15 protein-coding genes are annotated in these 17,662 nt (G+C 70.5%); 10 read left to right on the top strand and 5 right to left on the bottom strand.

Annotated features, from left to right (window positions below):
• Positions 1 to 33: 33 nt before the first annotated feature.
• From AB7F93_RS00195 to thiO, 6 genes are read left to right on the top strand one after another with little or no spacing between them, the layout of a single operon-like run.
• Positions 34 to 1,047, top strand: a complete 1,014-nt coding sequence (locus AB7F93_RS00195; RefSeq protein ID WP_428300848.1) for a DUF2066 domain-containing protein — start codon at positions 34 to 36, stop codon at positions 1,045 to 1,047.
• Positions 1,044 to 2,111, top strand: a complete 1,068-nt coding sequence (locus AB7F93_RS00190) for an AI-2E family transporter (RefSeq protein ID WP_428300847.1) — start codon at positions 1,044 to 1,046, stop codon at positions 2,109 to 2,111. The genes AB7F93_RS00195 and AB7F93_RS00190 overlap by 4 nt, the downstream gene beginning before the upstream one ends.
• Positions 2,105 to 2,824: a DnaA regulatory inactivator Hda gene (hda, locus tag AB7F93_RS00185; protein ID WP_428300846.1), complete on the top strand. Its 720-nt coding sequence runs from the start codon at positions 2,105 to 2,107 to the stop codon at positions 2,822 to 2,824. The genes AB7F93_RS00190 and hda overlap by 7 nt, the downstream gene beginning before the upstream one ends.
• Positions 2,821 to 3,873, top strand: coding sequence for an A/G-specific adenine glycosylase (gene mutY, locus AB7F93_RS00180; protein WP_428300845.1), 1,053 nt, complete (start codon positions 2,821 to 2,823; stop codon positions 3,871 to 3,873). The genes hda and mutY overlap by 4 nt, the downstream gene beginning before the upstream one ends.
• A gap of 20 nt (positions 3,874 to 3,893) precedes the next feature.
• Positions 3,894 to 4,163 (top strand): oxidative damage protection protein, encoded by a 270-nt coding sequence (locus tag AB7F93_RS00175; protein ID WP_428300844.1) that lies wholly within the window; start codon positions 3,894 to 3,896, stop codon positions 4,161 to 4,163.
• A 12-nt stretch (positions 4,164 to 4,175) separates the two neighbouring features.
• Positions 4,176 to 5,267: a glycine oxidase ThiO gene (gene thiO, locus AB7F93_RS00170; protein WP_428300843.1), complete on the top strand. Its 1,092-nt coding sequence runs from the start codon at positions 4,176 to 4,178 to the stop codon at positions 5,265 to 5,267.
• A 35-nt stretch (positions 5,268 to 5,302) separates the two neighbouring features.
• Here thiO and AB7F93_RS00165 read toward each other — a convergent pair whose 3' ends face one another.
• Positions 5,303 to 7,087, bottom strand: a complete 1,785-nt coding sequence (locus tag AB7F93_RS00165) for an AMP-dependent synthetase/ligase (protein WP_428300842.1) — start codon at positions 7,085 to 7,087, stop codon at positions 5,303 to 5,305.
• Positions 7,084 to 9,498, bottom strand: a complete 2,415-nt coding sequence (locus AB7F93_RS00160; RefSeq protein WP_428300841.1) for an acyl-CoA dehydrogenase — start codon at positions 9,496 to 9,498, stop codon at positions 7,084 to 7,086. Before AB7F93_RS00160 ends, AB7F93_RS00165 begins: the two co-directional genes overlap by 4 nt.
• Before the next feature lie 110 nt (positions 9,499 to 9,608).
• Here AB7F93_RS00160 and AB7F93_RS00155 point away from each other — a divergent pair, with 110 nt between their 5' ends.
• Both AB7F93_RS00155 and AB7F93_RS00150 read left to right on the top strand, forming a co-directional pair.
• On the top strand, positions 9,609 to 10,220 hold the full coding sequence (locus AB7F93_RS00155; protein ID WP_428300840.1) for a cysteine hydrolase family protein: 612 nt from the start codon (positions 9,609 to 9,611) through the stop codon (positions 10,218 to 10,220).
• Positions 10,221 to 10,295: 75 nt separating this feature from the next.
• A complete protein-coding gene (locus AB7F93_RS00150; protein ID WP_428300839.1) occupies positions 10,296 to 11,630 on the top strand; it encodes an aromatic ring-hydroxylating oxygenase subunit alpha in 1,335 nt (444 codons plus the stop codon).
• Between the two features lie 27 nt (positions 11,631 to 11,657).
• On the opposite strand, the gene AB7F93_RS00145 is transcribed toward AB7F93_RS00150, so the two are convergent.
• Together AB7F93_RS00145 and pyrE are read right to left on the bottom strand one after the other, a co-directional pair.
• Positions 11,658 to 12,317, bottom strand: a complete 660-nt coding sequence (locus AB7F93_RS00145; protein ID WP_428300838.1) for a hypothetical protein — start codon at positions 12,315 to 12,317, stop codon at positions 11,658 to 11,660.
• A 10-nt stretch (positions 12,318 to 12,327) separates the two neighbouring features.
• Positions 12,328 to 12,972, bottom strand: coding sequence for an orotate phosphoribosyltransferase (gene pyrE, locus AB7F93_RS00140; protein WP_428300837.1), 645 nt, complete (start codon positions 12,970 to 12,972; stop codon positions 12,328 to 12,330).
• Between the two features lie 78 nt (positions 12,973 to 13,050).
• On the opposite strand from pyrE, the gene AB7F93_RS00135 reads away from it, so the two are divergent.
• Together AB7F93_RS00135 and AB7F93_RS00130 are read left to right on the top strand one after the other, a co-directional pair.
• Positions 13,051 to 13,812, top strand: coding sequence for an exodeoxyribonuclease III (locus AB7F93_RS00135; protein ID WP_428300836.1), 762 nt, complete (start codon positions 13,051 to 13,053; stop codon positions 13,810 to 13,812).
• A gap of 86 nt (positions 13,813 to 13,898) precedes the next feature.
• Entirely contained in the window at positions 13,899 to 14,489 is a 591-nt protein-coding gene (locus AB7F93_RS00130) for a TIGR00645 family protein (RefSeq protein ID WP_428300835.1), read from the top strand.
• 39 nt (positions 14,490 to 14,528) lie between these two features.
• Here AB7F93_RS00130 and AB7F93_RS00125 read toward each other — a convergent pair whose 3' ends face one another.
• A complete protein-coding gene (locus AB7F93_RS00125) occupies positions 14,529 to 17,654 on the bottom strand; it encodes an efflux RND transporter permease subunit (protein WP_428300834.1) in 3,126 nt (1,041 codons plus the stop codon).
• Positions 17,655 to 17,662 lie beyond the last annotated feature (8 nt).

The following is a 17,662-nucleotide window of genomic DNA, read 5'->3' as shown; positions in this document are numbered from 1 at the left end:
GCCGCTCCCCGGTTACCCGCCTAGCTCGCCCCGATGCGTCCGCTGCTGCCGTTCGTCTGTATGGTTCTGGCGCTCGGCCCGTGGCGGCCGGCGCTTGCGCTCGATCTTTACCAGGCCAGCGCGCCGCTCGCCGACGCCGGCGAGGCCGCCCGCGACAACGCCGTGACCACGGCCTTCGGGCAGGTGCTGGCGCAGGTCGCCGGGCGCGCAGCAGTCGCCACCCTGGCGCAGCAGCCAGCGGGACGCCGGGCGGCGCAGGGTGCACTGCTCGGTTTTGCCACCCGGACCGGTGACGACGACACACCGCTGATCGAGGCGCGCTTCGAGCCCGCCGCGGTGCGTACTTTTCTCGACACCCAGCACGTGGCGGCGCCGCCGGATCGGCGCCCCACGCTGCTGCTGTGGTTGCTGCTGGACGGTGAATCGCCGACCTGGTTCGGCGCGGACGAGCCGCCGGATCTCGCCGCGGCGGTGGCGCAATCGGCCGCTGCGCGCGGCGTCCCGCTGCTGCTGCCGGTGCTTGATCTTGCCGAGCGCGGCACGCTGCCGCCGACGCTCGACCCCGCCGACCCGGCGAGCGTGGCAGCGCTCGATACCGCCGCCGCGCGCTACCGGCCGGACGGCGTGCTGTTCGGCCGCGTGCACGGCGGTGCCGATCGCTGGCACGCCGATCTTCGCCTGACCCTGCCCGGGCGGCAGGACGCCACGTGGTCGGCCGAGGGCGACAGCCCGCAGGCGGCGGTGGATGCCGCGTTCGACCGCGTGGGCGGCCAGTTGGCGCCGATCGCGTCGGTGCCGGATGGGCCGCCGGCGGCGGTGCAGGTCAGCATTCTGGGCGTCGACGACATGGCCGCCTATGCGCGCGTCTGGGAGCATCTGTCGCGCGTGCCGGGCCTGCGCGGGCTGCGGCCGGTGGCGCTCGGCCAGGGGCGGGCGGTGTTCGGCTTCGAACTTGCCGGCGGCGAGGCCGCGCTCGCCGGGCGCGTCGAGCCCGGCGCGCCGTTCGCGCGCAACACCGATTCACCCGACTACCGGTACCAGCCATGACCACACAGCTGCGCCGCCGCTTGCTGATCGCCGCCGGCGTGCTCGGCACGGCGTTGCTGTGCTATCTGCTGGGGCCGGTGCTGGCGCCGTTCTTCGGCGCGGCGCTGCTGGCGTACATCGCGGACCCGCTGGTCGAGCGCCTGCAGCGGCTGCTGCCGCGTGGCTGGGCCACCACACTGGTTTTCGGCGTGCTGGCGCTGGCGGGGCTGCTCGCCATGCTGTTCGCCATTCCGGCGCTGCAACGCCAGCTCATCAGCCTGCTGCAACAACTGCCGCGCTTCCTGGACTGGCTGGAACAGACCGCGGTGCCCTGGGCCACGGCCACCTTCGACCTGCCGCCGGACATGCTGTCGGTGGCCGCCGCGCGCGACTGGCTGCAGGAGCACTGGGCGCAGGCGGGCACCTACGCGGCGCAGGGGCTCGGCAAACTCGTCAGCTCCGGTCTTGGCCTGATCGGGCTGCTGGTGAACCTGATCGCGGTGCCGGTGGTGACGTTCTATCTGCTGCGCGACTGGCCGCAACTGATCGCGCACATCGACGCCCTGCTGCCGAACCGCTGGCGGCCGGCGGTGCGCGAGTTCGCCGGCGAGGCCGACCGCGTGCTGGGCGGCTTTCTGCACGGCCAGTTGCTGGTGATGCTGGCGCAGGGCACGTTTTACGCGGTGGCACTCAGCGTGGTCGGCCTGAACCAGGCGCTGCTGATCGGTTTTGCCGCCGGGCTGGTCACCTTCGTGCCGTACCTGGGCGGGGTGATCGGCATCACGCTGGCGTTGATCGTCGGCCTCATCCAGTTCCAGGACGTGGTGCATCTGGCGGCCATCGGCGGCGTGTTCGCGGCCGGGCAGTTGCTGGAAAGCCTGGTGCTGACGCCGCTGCTGGTCGGCGACCGGCTCGGCCTGCACCCGGTGGCGGTGATCTTCGCCGTCATGGCAGGCGGGCAGTTGTTCGGCTTTTTCGGCGTGCTGCTGGCGCTGCCGGTGAGCGCGGTGCTGCTGGTGCTGCTGCGCCGGGCGCTGGCGCGCTATCGCGACAGCGAGTGGTATGCCGAGGAGCCGCCGTGCTGAGCGCCCAGCAGCCGCTCGAACTGCGCCTGCGGGCGGACCAGACCTTCGAGGGCTTCATCGGCGCGCCCGGCCGGGGCGGCGCGCGCGCCTGTCAGTTGGCGCAGCGCCTGGCCACCGGCCGCGAGCGCACGCCGCTGTACCTGTGGGGACCGCCGGCGAGCGGCAAGACGCATTTGCTGAGCGCCGCGCTCGCGGCGGCGCAGGCGCACGGGCTGCGCGGCGCCTGTCTGCCGCTGCGCGAGCTTGGCGCCGCCGGCGTGGTCGAGGCCGTCCGCGACTTCGAGCAGTTCGCCCTCGTGTGCGTGGATGACCTCGACGCCGTCGCCGGCGACGAGCCGGCCGAGCTCGCGCTGTTTCACCTCTACGACCGGCTGCGCACCGGCGGCGGGCGCCTCATCGTCACCGGCAGCGCTACGCCAACCGCGCTCGGCCTGCGCCGCCCGGAGCTGCGCAGCCGTCTCGGCTGGGGCGTGATCTGCCACCTGGAGCCGCTGGGCGACACCGACAAGCGTGCATTGCTGCTGCGCCGCGCCGCCGAGCAGGGCCTGACGCTCGCCGAACCCGTGGCGGACTACCTGCTGCGCCACCACAGCCGCGACCTGCGCGACCTGCTGGCGACGCTCGACCGGCTGGAGCGCGCCACGCTCGCCGCGCAGCGGCATCCGACCCTGCCTTTCGTGCGCGAGCTGCTGGCCGCCGCCGACGCGCCGTGAGCGCGCAGCGCATCGACGCCTTCGCCGACCGCCTGCTGGCCTGGCACGCGCGCGCCGGCCGGCACGACCTGCCCTGGCAGCGGCCACCCACGCCGTACCGGGTGTGGGTGTCGGAAATCATGCTGCAGCAGACGCAGGTCGCCACCGTCATCCCGTACTTCGAGCGCTTCATGGCGCGCTTGGCACACCTGCCGGCGCTGGCCGCGGCGCCGCTCGACGAGGTGCTTCACCTGTGGACCGGCCTTGGCTACTACGCCCGGGCACGGAACCTGCACCGCGCCGCGCAGATCGTGTGCCGCGAGCACGGCGGCGAGCTGCCCGAGGACATCGAGGCGCTCACCGCGCTACCCGGCATCGGCCGCTCGACGGCCGGCGCCATCCTGGCGCAGGCGCACGGCCAGCGGCAGCCGATCCTCGACGGCAACGTCAAGCGCGTGCTGTGCCGCCATCAGGCGGTCGCCGGCTGGCCGGGCGAGGCGGCCGTGCACAAGTCGCTGTGGCAGCTCGCCGAGCGCCACACGCCGCCCGGCGACGCCGCCGATTACACGCAGGCTATCATGGATCTGGGCGCGCTCGTGTGTACGCGCCGCCGGCCGCGCTGCGCGGACTGCCCGGTGGCGGCGGACTGCGTGGCGCACGCCACCGGCACCGCAGCGGATTACCCGCAGGCACGGCCCAAGCGCGTGCTGCCGCAGCGCGATACCACGCTGCTGCTGCTGCGCCGGGCCGACGGCAGCGTGCTGCTGGAGCGCCGCCCGCCGGCCGGCATCTGGGGCGGGCTGTGGTCGCTGCCGGCGTTCGATGACGATCAGGCCGGGTTGGCGCAGGAATGCCGGCGGCGCTACGGGCTCGAAATCGTCGGCGATGCCGAACGCGGGGCGCCGTTCACGCACACCTTCAGCCATTTCCGGCTGCGCATCACGCCGCTGGAATGCGCCGTCGCGCCGGCCAATGCGGCTTTGGACGCCCCGGACCTGCTTTGGTATAACCCGATCAACCCCCCGCGTCTTGGCCTGGCGGCGCCCGTTTCGCGCCTGCTTCGGGCCTGACGCCTTCGCTGGAGAATCCGATGCGTACCGTCAACTGCGTGGTCCTGGGCCGGCAGGCCGAGGGCCTGGACCGCCCGCCGTATCCCGGCGCGCTCGGCCAGCGCATCTTCGAGCAGGTGTCGCGCGAGGCCTGGCAGACCTGGCTTGGGCACCAGACCATGCTGATCAACGAGAACCGCCTGACGCTGATCGACCCCGAGGCGCGCAAGTTCCTGCAGCAGGAAATGGAGAAATTCCTGTTCGGCGGCGGTGCCGACAAGCCGGAAGGCTACGTCGCGCCCCAGTCCTGACATTCGCCTGACGTGGCGCATGTCAGCATCGTCGGCGGCGGCATCATCGGACTGCTGGCGGCACGCGAACTGCGCGCGGCCGGACTTGACGTCACGGTGCTCGACCGCGGCGAGATCGGCCGCGAGGCATCCTGGGCGGGCAGCGGCATCCTGTCGCCGCTGCACCCGTGGCGCCAGCCGCAGGCCATTCACCCGCTCAGCCTGTGGAGCCAGCGGGCGTATCCCGACCTCGTAGAGGCGCTGGCGGACGAATCGGGCATCGACCCGCAGCTCACGGTGAGCGGGCTGCTGCTGCCGGACTGCCCGGACGCAGATGCTGCCGGCGAATGGGCCGCGCAGTGGCGGGTGCCTACCGAACGGCTGGACGCCGCAGCGCTGCGCACCGCCGAACCCGCACTCGTTGCCCATGCTGGAGGTCTGCTGCTGCCGGACGTGGCACAGATTCGCAACCCACGCCTGCTGCGGGCAGCACGCGTGGCGCTGGAGCGTGCGGGCGTGCGCTTCGAGGAGCACTGCGAGGTGCTCGGCTTTGCCACGCGGGGCACACGCGTGGTCGGCCTCGACACGCGTCACGGCCGCCGGCCGGTGGACCTGCTGCTGGTGGCGGGCGGCGCATGGAGCGGCCAGTTGCTGCGCGCTTGCGGCATCGATCTGCCGATTGCCCCGGTGCGCGGACAGATTCTGGCCCTGCAAACGCCGCCAGGGCATGTACGCCACGTGCTGCTGGCCGAGGATCATTACCTCGTGCCGCGCCGAGATGGACTGGTGCTGGCCGGTAGCACGGTCGAACACGTCGGCTTCGACAAGGCGGTGCCGCCTTCGGGTGCCGCCTCGCTGCGCGCCGCGGCCGCGCGCCTGGTGCCGGATCTTGCCGACGCGCCGCAGGTGGCGCACTGGGCCGGTCTGCGGCCGGGCAGTGCCGACGGCGTGCCTTACATCGGCCGCCACCCGCGCTTTGAGAACCTGGTGGTGAGCGCCGGGCACTACCGAAGCGGTCTCACGCTGGCGCCGGCTTCGGCGGCGGTGATCCGCGCCTTGCTGGCGGGCGGACGGACGCCGGTGGACGCGACCCCGTATCGCCTGGAGCGGCCGCCGGCAGGGTAGAGGGCTGGTGTTCCGACCGGTCCGCGCGATCCCGCTTACTTACGGTAAAGCCGATCGATGGCTTCGGCGTAGTGCTCCAGCAGCTTGCCGCGGCGCGCCTTCTGTGTTGCCGTGAGCAGGCCATTGGTCTCGGTCCACTCGTCGAGCGTGAGGTGCACCCGACGCAGGCGGGCGTAGCCCGGGAAGGCGTGCAGCGCGGCGTCGGCGCGCGCCAGCACGGCCTTTTGAACGGCCGGGTCGGCGAGCGCGGCAGGCGCGTCCGGGTCGACGCCCAGCGAGCGCGCGAGTTCGGCCCAGGGTTTGGCATGCAGCACGAGCACGGCGGCCAGGTACGGCCGCCCCTCGCCGACCAGCAGCGCCTGATGGACGAGCGGATCGAGCATCAGCGCGTGCTCGACGTCGGTCGGCGGCACCTTCTCACCGTTGCCTAGCACGATGATGTCCTTGAGTCTCCCGGTGATCGTCCAGTGGCCGTCGCGCTCGGCGGCAAGATCGCCCGTGTGCATCCAGCCGTCGGCGTCGAGCACGGCGGCGGTGGCGTCGGCGTTCTGCCAATAACCGAGCATCACGCCGGGGCTGCGGGCGAGCAGTTCGCCGTCGTCGCCGAGGCGCAGCTCCACATCCGGCAGGGCAAGACCGACGCTGTCGGGGCGGTTCGATTCGAGCGTGTTGACGGTCAGCACCGGGCTCGCCTCGGTGAGGCCATAACCCTGCAGCAACGGCAGTCCGAGGCCGATGAACAGGCGCGCCACGTCCTGCGGCAGCGCGGCGCCTCCGCAGATGGCCATGCGAAGACGCCCGCCGAGTTGCGCCAGCACGGGCTGTGCAAGCCGCGCGCGCAGCACCGGCAATAGCGCCTTGAACAGGGGCGCAGACGCACGGCGCTGCGCGAACTCGAACTCGCGCCAGCCAAGGTCGACCATCCGCTCGAACAGCCAGCGCACCGCCGGGCCGCGCGCGTCGATCGCGCTGCGAATGGCGACGGCACTCCTCTCGAACACGCGCGGCACCGACACCAGCACCGTCGGACGCACTGCGCGCAGGTCGTCGGCCAGTTGCTGGATGCCGCGCCCGAACGCCACCGGTGCCCCGGCCAGCATCGGCAGGTAGTAGCCGACGGTGCGCTCGAGCGTGTGCGACAGCGGCAGAAAGGACAGGAAGAGGTCGTCCGGCGTGACCGGCGACATGCGCTCGGCGGCGTCCGCGTTCCACAGCATGTTGCGGTGTCGCAGCATCACGCCCTTCGGCCGCCCGCTGGTGCCGGACGTGTAGACAATGCTGGCGAGCGCCTCGCCATCGGTCCACTCGACGGCGAATTCGCCCGCCGCCGGCAGCCAATGGGCGAGCGACAGTACGCGGTCGTCGTCCGCGTCGTCGCTTGCCAGCACCACCCGCTGCAGGGCGCCGAGATAGCCGTGCGGCAGCAGCGCGGACCACTGCTCCGCCGACTGCGCGAGCAGCAGCGCGGCGCCGGAGTGCTCCAGCAGATACGCCGCGTTGTCCGGTCGGTCGGCGGCGTAGATGGGCACCGTGACCAGACCCAGCGCCGCCGCGGCGAGGTCGAAGCACACCCAGTCCGGGCCGTTCGGCAGCATCACCGCCACGCGGGCGCCCGGCGGCAGGCGCTCGGCGCGCAGCGCCGCCTGAAAACGCCCGACACGCGCCGCGACCTCGGCCCATGTCAGCGTCTGCCAGGCGTCATCCGCGAAGTAGCGGTAGGCGACGCGCTGCGGGCTGCGCGCCACGCGCTCGCGCAGCAGCCCGGCGAGCGTGCCGGCCTGCTGCCAGGGGATGGCGTCGTGTGCCGCAGACTGGCTCACGCGCCGCGTTTCAGGCTCGCCGCCGCAAACGCGTCGACGGCGATGATTTCGCGCTCCAGCGCCTCGTACTGCGCCAGCACGTCCGCCTGCTTGGCGTCGATCACGCCCGCTGCCTGCGCCTGCGCGAGCACGTCCTCGTCGGCGCCCGCGGCAAGCGCGCCGCGCAGCGCCCGCCGCGCCTGGGTCGCCGCATCGGCGAGTTCCGCGGCGATTTCCAGCCGGCCGGTGGCCTCGGCCGTGTCCCTCGACCGGTAAATGCCGGCGCTGAGGCGATCGCGCGCGTCGCCGGGCGCGAGCAGCAACTCGGCGACGTGGCGATCCTGTTCGTCGTCCGGCCCACGCGGGCGGCCGGTCGGGAACACGAGGCCACGCAGCAGGCGGCCGAGCCAGCGCTTCGGGTAGTTCGCGAACAGCGCGTCGAGCGCGTCGCCGGCGCGCGCGAGGCAATCGTCGAGCGCCCAGCGCAGCAGCGGCAGGTCGTCCGTTGGCTGGCCATCCTGCTCGTAGCGCCATAGCACGGCGCTCGCCAGGTACAGCTCCGACAGCACGTCACCGAGACGCGCCGACAACCGCTCGCGGCGCTTGAGATCACCGCCGACGACGAGCAGCGTCACGTCGGCGGCAAAGGCGAAGGCCGCGCTAAGCCACGCCACGCGCTGCTGGTAGCGACCGATGTCGCCATCGCCCGGCACCTGCGCGATCCGGCCGCGCGAGAGCCCCAGCCAGAAGCCGCGCGCCGCGTTGCCGAGCGCGTAGGCGGCATGCGCCAGCAGCAGCGGGTCGAAGCGGTCGAGCGCCTGCTCGGCGTCGTCGTCCTGCGCCGCCAGCATTTCATCCAGCAGGTACGGATGCGCGCGCACCGCGCCCTGACCGAACACGATCAGGTTCCGGGTGAGGATGTTGGCGCCCTCGACCGTGATCGCCACCGGCATCACCTGGTAGTAGCGGCCCATGATGTTGCGCGGGCCCAGCATCACGCCACTGCCGGCCTGCACGTCCATGGCGTCGTTCACCACTTGCCGGCCGCGCTCGGTGAGCTGGTATTTCAGAATCGCCGTGACGACCGCCGGCTTCTCGCCCGCGTCGAGCCCGTGCAGCGTCAGGCGCCGGGCGGCGTCCATCTGGTAGCAGCGCCCACCGATGCGCGCCAGCGCCTCCTGCACACCCTCGAAACGGCCAATCGGCAGGCCGAATTGCTCGCGCACCCGCGCATACGCGCCGGTGTAGCGCACGGCGACCTTGGCGACGCCGGTCGACAGCGCCGGCAGCGAGATGCCGCGGCCTTCCGAGAGACAACTGACCAGCATCTGCCAGCCGCGGCCGATGCCCGCCTCGCCGCCGATGATCCATTCGAGCGGCGCGAACACGTCCCGTCCGACGATGGGCCCGTTCTGGAACGGCACGTCGAGCGGCAGATGGCGCCGCCCACGCTCGACGCCGGGCGTGTCCGCCGGCAGCAGCAGTACGGTGATGCCGCGCTCGACGTCGCCGCCGAGCAGGCCATCCGGGTCGCGCAGGCGAAACGCGAGCCCGATCAGCGTCGCCACCGGAGCGAGTGTGATGTAGCGCTTCTCGAAGGTGAGGCGCACGCCGAGCACGTCCCGCCCGTCGTGCTGGCCGCGGCAGACGACGCCGATGTCCGGCAGCGCCCCGGCATCGGAGCCGGCCTGCGGCCCGGTCAGCGCAAAGCAGGGGACGTCCTGCCCGCGCGCCAGGCGCGGCAGGTAGTGTTCTTTCTGCGCGTCGGTGCCGTAGTGACGCAGCAGCTCGCCGGGACCGAGCGAGTTCGGCACCATGGCGGTGATGGCGGCCGTCACACTTCGGCTGGCGAGTTTCATGACGACGGCCGAGTGCGCGCGGTGGCTGAAGCCCTTGCCGCCGTACTCGGTCGGGATCAGCAGACCGAAGAAACCCTCATCGCGCAGCGTCTGCCACACATCGGGCGGCAAGTCGGCATCGACGTGCGTGATGCGCCAGTCGTCGAGCCGCGCGCACAGGCGCTCGACCGGCCCGTCGAGAAAGGCCTGCTCGTCTTCCCGCAGCGGGCGGTCCGCAAACCCTTCCAGCCGCTCCCAGTCGGGCTGGCCCGAGAACAGCTCGCGCTCCCACCACACGCTGCCGGCTTCCATCGCCTCGCGTTCGGTATCCGACAGCACCGGCAACTGGCGGCGGTAGAAGGCGAGCACCGGCTTCGTCACGTATTGCCGTCGCCAGTCGTCCGCGTGCAGCAGCATCGCAAACGCTACCCACAGCAGCCATAGCGGTAGCGCGAACCAAAGCGAGAGGCCGCCGAGCGTGGCGACCAGCAGCGCCGCGCCGAGCACACCGGCTGCTGGGGTGCGCCCGGGCTGGCGATAGGCGACGACGCTTGCGATCAGCAGCAGCGCCACAATCCACAACAGGCTGTTCATGCGCGCCCCCGGCACGCAAAGCGGCCCCGCGATTGCCGCGCTGGCGGCGCCACCCTAGAATCCGATCGCTCGTTCAGGTTCAACCGCCAGTCCACCGCCGGAGAAATCGCATGGCCCTCACAATCGACAAATCCAAGACCGCCCTGCTGGTCATGGACGTGCAAAACGACATCACGCATCCCGATTCCCCCATGGCACAGGCACTCGGCTTTGCGGGCATGATCCAGAAGACCAACATGCTTGCCAAGCTGCGCGGCCTGATGGACGCCTGCCGTGCCAAGGGCGTGCCGGTGATCCACGTGTTGATCGATCTTGAAGCCGGCGTGCAGCCGCGCATGCCGCACCGCGGCGGGTTCTTCCAGCTGGTCGGCGGCGGCAACGTGTGCAAGCGCGGCACCTGGGGCGGCGATGTTGCCGACCTGGTCAAGCCGCTGCCGGGCGAGACCATCGTCTACAAGTGCATCTTCAGCGCGTTTGTCAGCTCCGGCCTGCAGGAGGTGCTCGACAGCCACGGGATTACCGACGTCATCCTGTCGGGCGTCAGCACAGACGCGGTGGTCGAGTCCACCCACTGGGACGCCTGCGACCGCGGCTACAGCAACATCCTCGCCGAGGACTGCTGCATATGCGCTACGCAGGAAGCGCACGACATTACCGTCAAGCGTATGGCCGGCCGCTGCGACGTGGCGACGGCGGCCGAGATCATTGCCGCGCTCGGCTGAGCCGGTTTCACGCCGGACTTTTCGCATAACCAGGGCCGGCCACAGCCGGCCCAGACATCAGAGCAGGAGACACCCATGGACCAGATGACCGACCGCGCGGGCCTGAACCTTGCCGAGCTGCTGGACTGCGTGCAGGACGCGCCCGAGGAGGGCAAGTTCGAGGTCGCGCGGCGCATCTTCTCGGACCCGGCCATCTTCGAGCTCGAGATGCGCAACATCTTCGAATCGACCTGGGTGTACCTGGCGCACGAGAGCCAGATCCCGAACGCGCACGACTTCGTCGCCGCCCGCATTGGCCTCAAACCCGTGCTGGTCACGCGCGGCGACGACGGGCAGGTGCACGCGTTCCTGAACAGCTGCTCGCACCGCGGCGCGGAGCTGACGGCCAGCAAACGCGGCAACAAGCGCACGCTGACCTGCCCATACCACGGCTGGGTGTACGACAGCACCGGCCGCTGCGTGAACATCGACGCCGAGCCGCGCGGCGGCTATACCGGCTACTTTGCCGGCCTGTCGCACGACCTCGCGCGGGTCAAGGTCGGCGTATACCGCGGCTTCATCTTCGGCAGCCTGAGCGACGCCGTGCCGCCCATCGAGCAGCACCTCGGCGGCTCGGCGGCGATCATCGACGCCATGGCCGACCAGTCGCCGCAGGGCCTGGAGCTGCTGCGCGGCGCCGTGCGCTACACCTGCAAGGCCAACTGGAAGATGCAGCTCGAGAACATCGACGGCTACCACTTCTTCCCGGTGCACACGAGCTACATCGGTCTGATCATGGAGCGCCAGAAAAAGGCCGCCAGCAGCATCAAGACCATCGACCCCACGCAGATGGCGAGCCTGCCGGGCGGCAGCTACCAGTTCGAGAACGGCCACAGCATGGACTGGGGCCTGATGCCGAATGGTGACGACCGGCCGCTCGGCTTCCAGCGCGAGCGCATCACGCGCGAGTTCGGGCCCGACAAGGCGCGCTGGATGATCGACGCGGTGCGCAACCTCGTCGTGTTCCCGAACCTGCTGATCATGGACCAGTCCTCCAGCACCGTGCGCATGGTGCACCCGCTGTCGGTGGATGAGACGCTGGTCGAGGTGTACTGCGTGGCGCCGAAGGGCGAACCGAAGGCCGCACGCGAGCGGCGCCTGCGCCAGTTCGAGGATTTTCTCGGCCCCGCCGGCCTCGCCACGCCCGACGATCAGGCGGTGATGGAAGCCTGTCAGCGCGGCTTCAAGGCCTCCAAGCGGCCGTACCTACAGGGCCACTTCCGCGGCATGACGCATCTGACGCCGGGCGCCGACGACAACGCCCGCGCGCTCGGCCTGTCGCCGCAGTTCAGCGGCAGCGACATTGACGACGAGACCTTCACCCACACGCAGTACCGGCAGTGGCTGCGGCTGATGACGGCGGCAGACTGAATCTCGCCTGGATCGACCATCGACCCGTCAGGGGGTGGCTGTCTTTAGCGAGCCCGTCAGGCGGCGGTACCGATCAAGATCGGCCGCGAATTGGGTGCGCATCTGGTCCTGTTCCGCACGCGTGCGCAGCGCTGACTTTTCTTGATCCGCAAGGTCCGCTGCCGTCTGGGCACGCGCCGTCACCACAGTCGCGGGGGGCGCGCGACCCGCTGCCTTGTGCTCGGACAGCACTTGGTCGCTGCGCCGCAGGTTTTGCTGCAGGTGGCCAATGGTGTTCTCGGTGGCGCGCAGGATGAGGTCGAGATTTTCGAGCTTGGCGTCGCGCATGCGCGTCAGGTCCGCCTCAGTCGCAAATGTTTGCAACAGCATCCGGTCGCGCAACGACTGCTCTGTCTGCGCGGCACGCTTGTCGTCGGCGGCCTTCTTCGCCGTCTGTTCGGCCAGCATGGTCGCACGGCGCTGCTCCGCGGCCAGGCGTAATTCCTCGGCACTCGGCGGTGCCTTCACGACGTTCAGGACTTTCAAGGTCCGCTCGTCGAGCACTTCGTAGGCGCCCTGCGCCTGTCCCGGCGGCAGGTTGGTGTTGATATGCATCACGCCGCGCGCGTCGCGGTAGCGAAACAGCCGGCCCGCATCGGCGGACGTGGGCGTCGCGGCGAGCAGGGCGAGCAGCAACAGCGCGGCCACGCGCCACGGCTCAACTCGCCCCGTATCTCGCCCGGTAGGCGCGTATCGATTCTGTGTGGGCTGCATGTTCTTCTTGAACCTCGATGTACTGCACCAGCTCGTCAAGACCTGCCACTGCCACAACCGGCACGCCATGGCGGGCCTCCACTTCCGCCACCGCGGACCGCTCGCCCTGACCGCGCTCCTGCCGGTCGAGCGCCACCAGCACGCCCGCGAGGTGCGCCCCGGCGGCCTCGATCAGCCCCGCCGAGTGCTGCACGGACAGCCCCGACGAGATCACGTCATCCACTACCACCACGCGCCCGGCGAGTGGCGCGCCAACAATCAGCCCACCCTCACCGTGATCCTTCGCCTCCTTGCGGTCGAAGGCGTAGGGCATATCCCGGCCGTGCTCCGCGGCGAGGGCAATCGCCGTGGCAGCCGCCAGCGGGATGCCCTTGTAGGCCGGCCCGAACAGCAGGTCGAACTCCACGCCCGAGCGCACCAACGCCGCGGCGTAGTAACTGCCGAGACGCCGCAGGCGCTCGCCCGTGTTGAACAGTCCTGCGTTAAAGAAATACGGACTGATTCGGCCAGACTTTAGGGTGAACCCACCAAATTTCAGGACGCCGCAGTCGATGGCGAACTCAAAGAACTCCCGCTGGTACACTTCCATAAAGCTTTATCCTATTTAGAACAATTGGTTGCCCTTTTGGCGCCAGTGGGAACCCAGGTGCCGACAAAAATCATCACCTTGAACGCTAATGGCATCCGCTCGGCCTGGAAGAAAGGCCTGGCAGGCTTCCTTGAACGCGAACAGGCCGACCTGGTCTGCCTGCAGGAGACCAAGGCGCAGCGCCCGCAGCTGAGCGCCGACATGCTGGCGCCGTCCGGATGTCAGGGATTTTTTCACGATGCGCAAAAGCCCGGCTACAGCGGCGTCGGTCTGTACGCCCGGCGCACGCCTGACCGGGTGGTCGAGGGTCTCGGCTGGGCGGATTTCGACGCCGAAGGGCGCTGGCTGCAACTCGACTACGGTCCGCTCAGCGTGGTGTCGCTGTACTTGCCGTCCGGCTCCAGCGGCGAGGCGCGCCAGCAGGTGAAGTTCGACATCATGGCGCGCCTGACGCCACTGCTGCGGCAGATGCTGGCGGACGGGCGCGAGTGGATCATCTGCGGCGACATCAACATCGCCCACAAGAAGATTGATATCAAGAACTGGCGCGGCAACCAGAAGAACTCGGGCTTCCTGCCCGAGGAGCGCGCCTGGCTCGACCTGCTGTTCGATGAACTCGGCTGGGTGGACGCGTTTCGCGTGGTGAATCAGGAGGCCGATCAGTACACCTGGTGGTCGAACCGCGGCCAGGCCTGGGCAAAGAACGTCGGCTGGCGCATCGACTACCAGATCGTGTCGCCCGGCCTTCGGGGCAGCGTGCGCTCGGCGCGCATCCACAAGGACGAGCGCTTCTCGGATCACGCGCCGCTGATCATGGAGTACGCCTTCGACCTGCCCTGAGTGGCCACTCGGGGCTTGGAACGCCGCGCCAACCGCGGCTACCATGCCGCCCCGCCGCGTTGGCCTCACCTCAAACCCGCACCCCCATGGATTCCCCACAGAACCCGCGCATCAAGCCGCTGCCGGCGCTGATTTTCTCGTCCCGCTGGCTGCAACTGCCGCTGTATCTGGGACTGATCGTCGCCCAGGGCGTTTACGTGGTGCTGTTCGTCAAGGAGCTGTGGCACCTCGTGCACGGCGCCTTCGAACTGAACGAGCAGCAGGTCATGCTGATCGTGCTGGGGCTGATCGACGTGGTGATGATCTCGAACCTGCTGGTCATGGTCATCGTCGGCGGTTACGAAACCTTCGTGTCCCGGCTCGGCATCGAGGGCCATCAGGACCAGCCGGAGTGGCTGTCGCACGTCAACGCCACCGTACTGAAGGTCAAGCTGGCACTGGCCATCGTTGGCATCTCGTCGATCCACCTGCTCAAGACCTTCATCGAGGCCGGCACGCTCGGCGCGCTGCCGCTGTGCTCGGCGGTCGCCGCGGGCACCAAGTGCACCGCGATGACCGAGGCCAGCGTGATGTGGCAGACCATCATCCACTGCGCGTTCATCCTGTCAGCGCTTGGCATTGCCTGGACGGATCGGGTGATGGGCGGCACCAGCGGCGCCAACGGCAAGGCGCACTGACAACGCCGGGCGGCGTTGCCGCCCCAGCGTCGCGCGGCCTCAGGCCGGGCGCCCCGCCCGCCACACCATCCGGTACAGCCCCGGCAGCACCAGCAGCGTCAGCAGCGTGGACGAGACGATGCCGCCGATCACCACCGTCGCCAGCGGGCGCTGCACCTCGGAACCAATGCCGGTGTTGAGCGCCATCGGCACGAAGCCCAGGCTCGCCACCAGCGCCGTCATCAGCACCGGGCGCAGGCGGGTCAGCGCGCCCTGGGTGATGGCCGCGTCGAGCGCCATGCCTTCCGCACGCAGCGCGCGGATGAAGCTCACCATCACCAGACCATTCAGCACCGCCACGCCCGACAGGGCGATGAAGCCGACCGCGGCCGAGATGGACAGCGGAATGCCGCGCGCCCACAGCGCCAGCACGCCGCCGGTGAGCGCCAGCGGCACGCCGCTGAAGATCACCAGCGCGTCGCGCGCCGAGCCGAAGGCCAGCCACAGCAGCGCGCCGATCAGGGCGAGCGTGGCCGGCACCACGATCACGAGCCGCCGGGTGGCGGATTCGAGCTGCTCGAAGGTGCCGCCGTAGTCGAGCCAGTAGCCGGGCGGCACGTCCACTTCCGCGTCCACGCGCCGCTGCAACTCGGCGATGAAGGAGCCCAGATCCCGCCCGCGCACGTTGGCGGTCACCACCACGCGGCGCTTGCCCTGCTCGCGGTTGATGGCGTTGGGGCCGAGTTCCAGCGCCACCGTCGCCACTTCGCCGAGCGGCACGTAGCCGCCCGGTCCCGCAGCGCCATCGGGCAGCGGCACCGGCAGGCGGGCCATGGCGTCGGCGTCGTTGCGCAGGGCTTCGGGCAGGCGCAACACGATGTCGCTGCGCCGGTCGCCCTCGTACACCACGCCGGCGGTCTGCCCGCCGTAGGCCGCGGCCACCAGCGCCTGCACGTCGGCCACGTTGAGGCCATAGCGCGCCAGCACCTCGCGCCGGGGCGTGACGGTGAGGATGGGCAGGCCGGTGGTCTGCTCGGTCTTGACGTCGGCCGCGCCGGGCACGGCGCCCATCACCTGCTCGAGCTGCGCGGCCACGCCGTCGAGCACGGCCAGATCATCGCCGTAGACCTTGAGCGCCACGTCCGCGCGCACGCCGGAGATGAGCTCGTTGAAGCGCATCTGGATCGGCTGCGTGAACTCGTAGTTGTTGCCCGGCACGCCGGCGGCAAGGCGCTCCAGATCGCGCACCACGGCGGCCTTGGGCTTGCCGGGGTCGGGCCATTGTTCGCGCGGCTTGAGCATCACGAAGGTGTCCGCCACGTTCGGCGGCATGGGGTCGGTGGCCACCTCGGCGGTGCCGATCTTGGCGAACGCGCGCGCCACTTCCGGCGCGGTCTTGAGCGTGGCTTCGAGCTGGCTTTGCATGTGCACCGCCTGGGTGAGGCTGGTACCGGGAATGCGCAGCGCGTGCAGCGCGATGTCGCCCTCGTCGAGGCTCGGGATGAACTCGGAGCCGAGGCGCCCGGCGAGCCAGGCGCAGGCCACGACCAGGCCGAGCGCGCCCACCAGCACGGCGAGCCGCGCCCGCAGCGCGGCGCGCAGCAGTGGCGCGTAGGCCGCGCGCGCCGCGCGCATGAGCCGGTTGTCGTGCGCCGCGACCGGGCCGCGCAGCGCGAGCGCCACCGCCGCCGGCACGAAGGTCAGCGACAGCACCAGCGCGGCGGTCAACGCCACCACCACGGTGATGGCCATCGGGTGGAACATCTTGCCTTCGACGCCGGTGAGCGCGAACACCGGCAGATAGACGGCGGTGATGATGCCGACGCCGAACAATGACGGCCGGATCACCTCGTTGGTGGCGTCGAACACCACGTCCAGCCGCTCGGCTTGCGACAGGCTGCGCCCGCCGGCGGTGGCGAGTCCCAAACGGCGCAGGCAGTTCTCGACGATGATCACCGCGCCGTCCACGATCAGCCCGAAGTCGAGCGCGCCCAGGCTCATCAGGTTGGCGGACGTGCGCGACTGCACCATGCCGGTGAAGGTCATCAGCATGGCGAGCGGAATCACCGCCGCGGTGAGCAGCGCCGCGCGCACGTTGCCAAGCAGCGCGAACAGCACCGCGACCACCAGCAGCGCGCCCTCGACGAGGTTCTTCTGGACCGTGGCCAGCGTCTTGTCCACCAGCGTGGTGCGGTCGTAGACCACGGTCACGGTCATGCCGGGCGGCAGCGCGCGCCGGGCCTCGTCGAGCCGGGCGGCGACGGCCTGCGCCACCGCACGGCTGTTCTCGCCCATCAGCATGAACACGGTGCCGAGCACCACCTCGCGGCCGTTCTGCGTGGCGGCGCCGGTGCGCAGCTCCGAGCCGATCCGCAGCTCGGCCACGTCGCTGACGCGCACCGGCGCGCCGCCGCGCTGCGCCACCACGATGGCCCCGAGGTCGTCCAGGCTGCGCGCCTGTCCAGGCAGGCGGATCAGTTGCTGCTGGCCGTTGCGCTCGATGTAGCCGGCGCCCTGGTTGGCATTGTTGGCGCCGACCGCGCGCGCCAGCGCGTCGAAGCCGACGCCGTAGGCCAGCAGCCGCGCCGGGTCGGCCAGCACCTGGAACTGCTTGCCGTAGCCGCCGATGCTGTTGATCTCGATCACGCCCGGCGTTTGCAGCAACTGCGGGCGCAGGATCCAGTCCTGCGCGGCGCGCAGGTCCGTGGGCGTGACGGGCGTGCCGTCGGGATTGCTGGCCCCCGGCAGCGCGTCCACCGTGTACATGAAGATCTCGCCAAGACCGGTGGCGATGGGGCCCATCTGGGGTTCGAGCCCGTCCGGCAGGCGCGCGCGCAGCGCCTGCAGGCGTTCGGCGATGAGCTGGCGCGCGAAGTAGATGTCGGTGCCGTCGGCGAACACCACCGTCACCTGCGACAGGCCGTAGCGCGACACCGAGCGCGTGGCGTCGAGCCGCGGCAGGCCGGCCATGGCGGTTTCCACGGCGAAGGTCACGCGCTGCTCGGCTTCGAGCGGCGTGTAGCCGGGCGCCTCGGTGTTGATCTGCACCTGCACGTTGGTGATGTCCGGCACGGCATCGATCGGCAGGTGGGTGAAGCTCCAGGCGCCGAGCGCGGCGAGCGCCAGCACGGCACTCAGCATCAGGCCGCGGCGGCGGATGGCGAAGCGAAGCAGGTGTTCGAGCATGGCGGCGC

This window comes from Immundisolibacter sp. (assembly GCF_050250495.1).
In the GTDB taxonomy this organism is placed as follows: Bacteria; Pseudomonadota; Gammaproteobacteria; order Immundisolibacterales; family Immundisolibacteraceae; genus Immundisolibacter.
The sequence above is the reverse complement of the archived record's forward strand: the minus strand, read 5'-3'. Positions and strand labels throughout refer to the sequence as shown.

Coding starts and splice junctions, on each gene's coding strand:
- AB7F93_RS00130 (WP_428300835.1), top strand. CDS start 13,899: ATGGATTCCCCACAGAACCCGCGCATCAAGCCGCTGCCGGCGCTGATT.
- AB7F93_RS00175 (WP_428300844.1), top strand. CDS start 3,894: ATGCGTACCGTCAACTGCGTGGTCCTGGGCCGGCAGGCCGAGGGCCTG.
- pyrE (WP_428300837.1), bottom strand. CDS start 12,972: ATGGAAGTGTACCAGCGGGAGTTCTTTGAGTTCGCCATCGACTGCGGC.
- AB7F93_RS00190 (WP_428300847.1), top strand. CDS start 1,044: ATGACCACACAGCTGCGCCGCCGCTTGCTGATCGCCGCCGGCGTGCTC.
- AB7F93_RS00150 (WP_428300839.1), top strand. CDS start 10,296: ATGGACCAGATGACCGACCGCGCGGGCCTGAACCTTGCCGAGCTGCTG.
- AB7F93_RS00195 (WP_428300848.1), top strand. CDS start 34: ATGCGTCCGCTGCTGCCGTTCGTCTGTATGGTTCTGGCGCTCGGCCCG.
- AB7F93_RS00160 (WP_428300841.1), bottom strand. CDS start 9,498: ATGAACAGCCTGTTGTGGATTGTGGCGCTGCTGCTGATCGCAAGCGTC.
- AB7F93_RS00125 (WP_428300834.1), bottom strand. CDS start 17,654: ATGCTCGAACACCTGCTTCGCTTCGCCATCCGCCGCCGCGGCCTGATG.
- AB7F93_RS00155 (WP_428300840.1), top strand. CDS start 9,609: ATGGCCCTCACAATCGACAAATCCAAGACCGCCCTGCTGGTCATGGAC.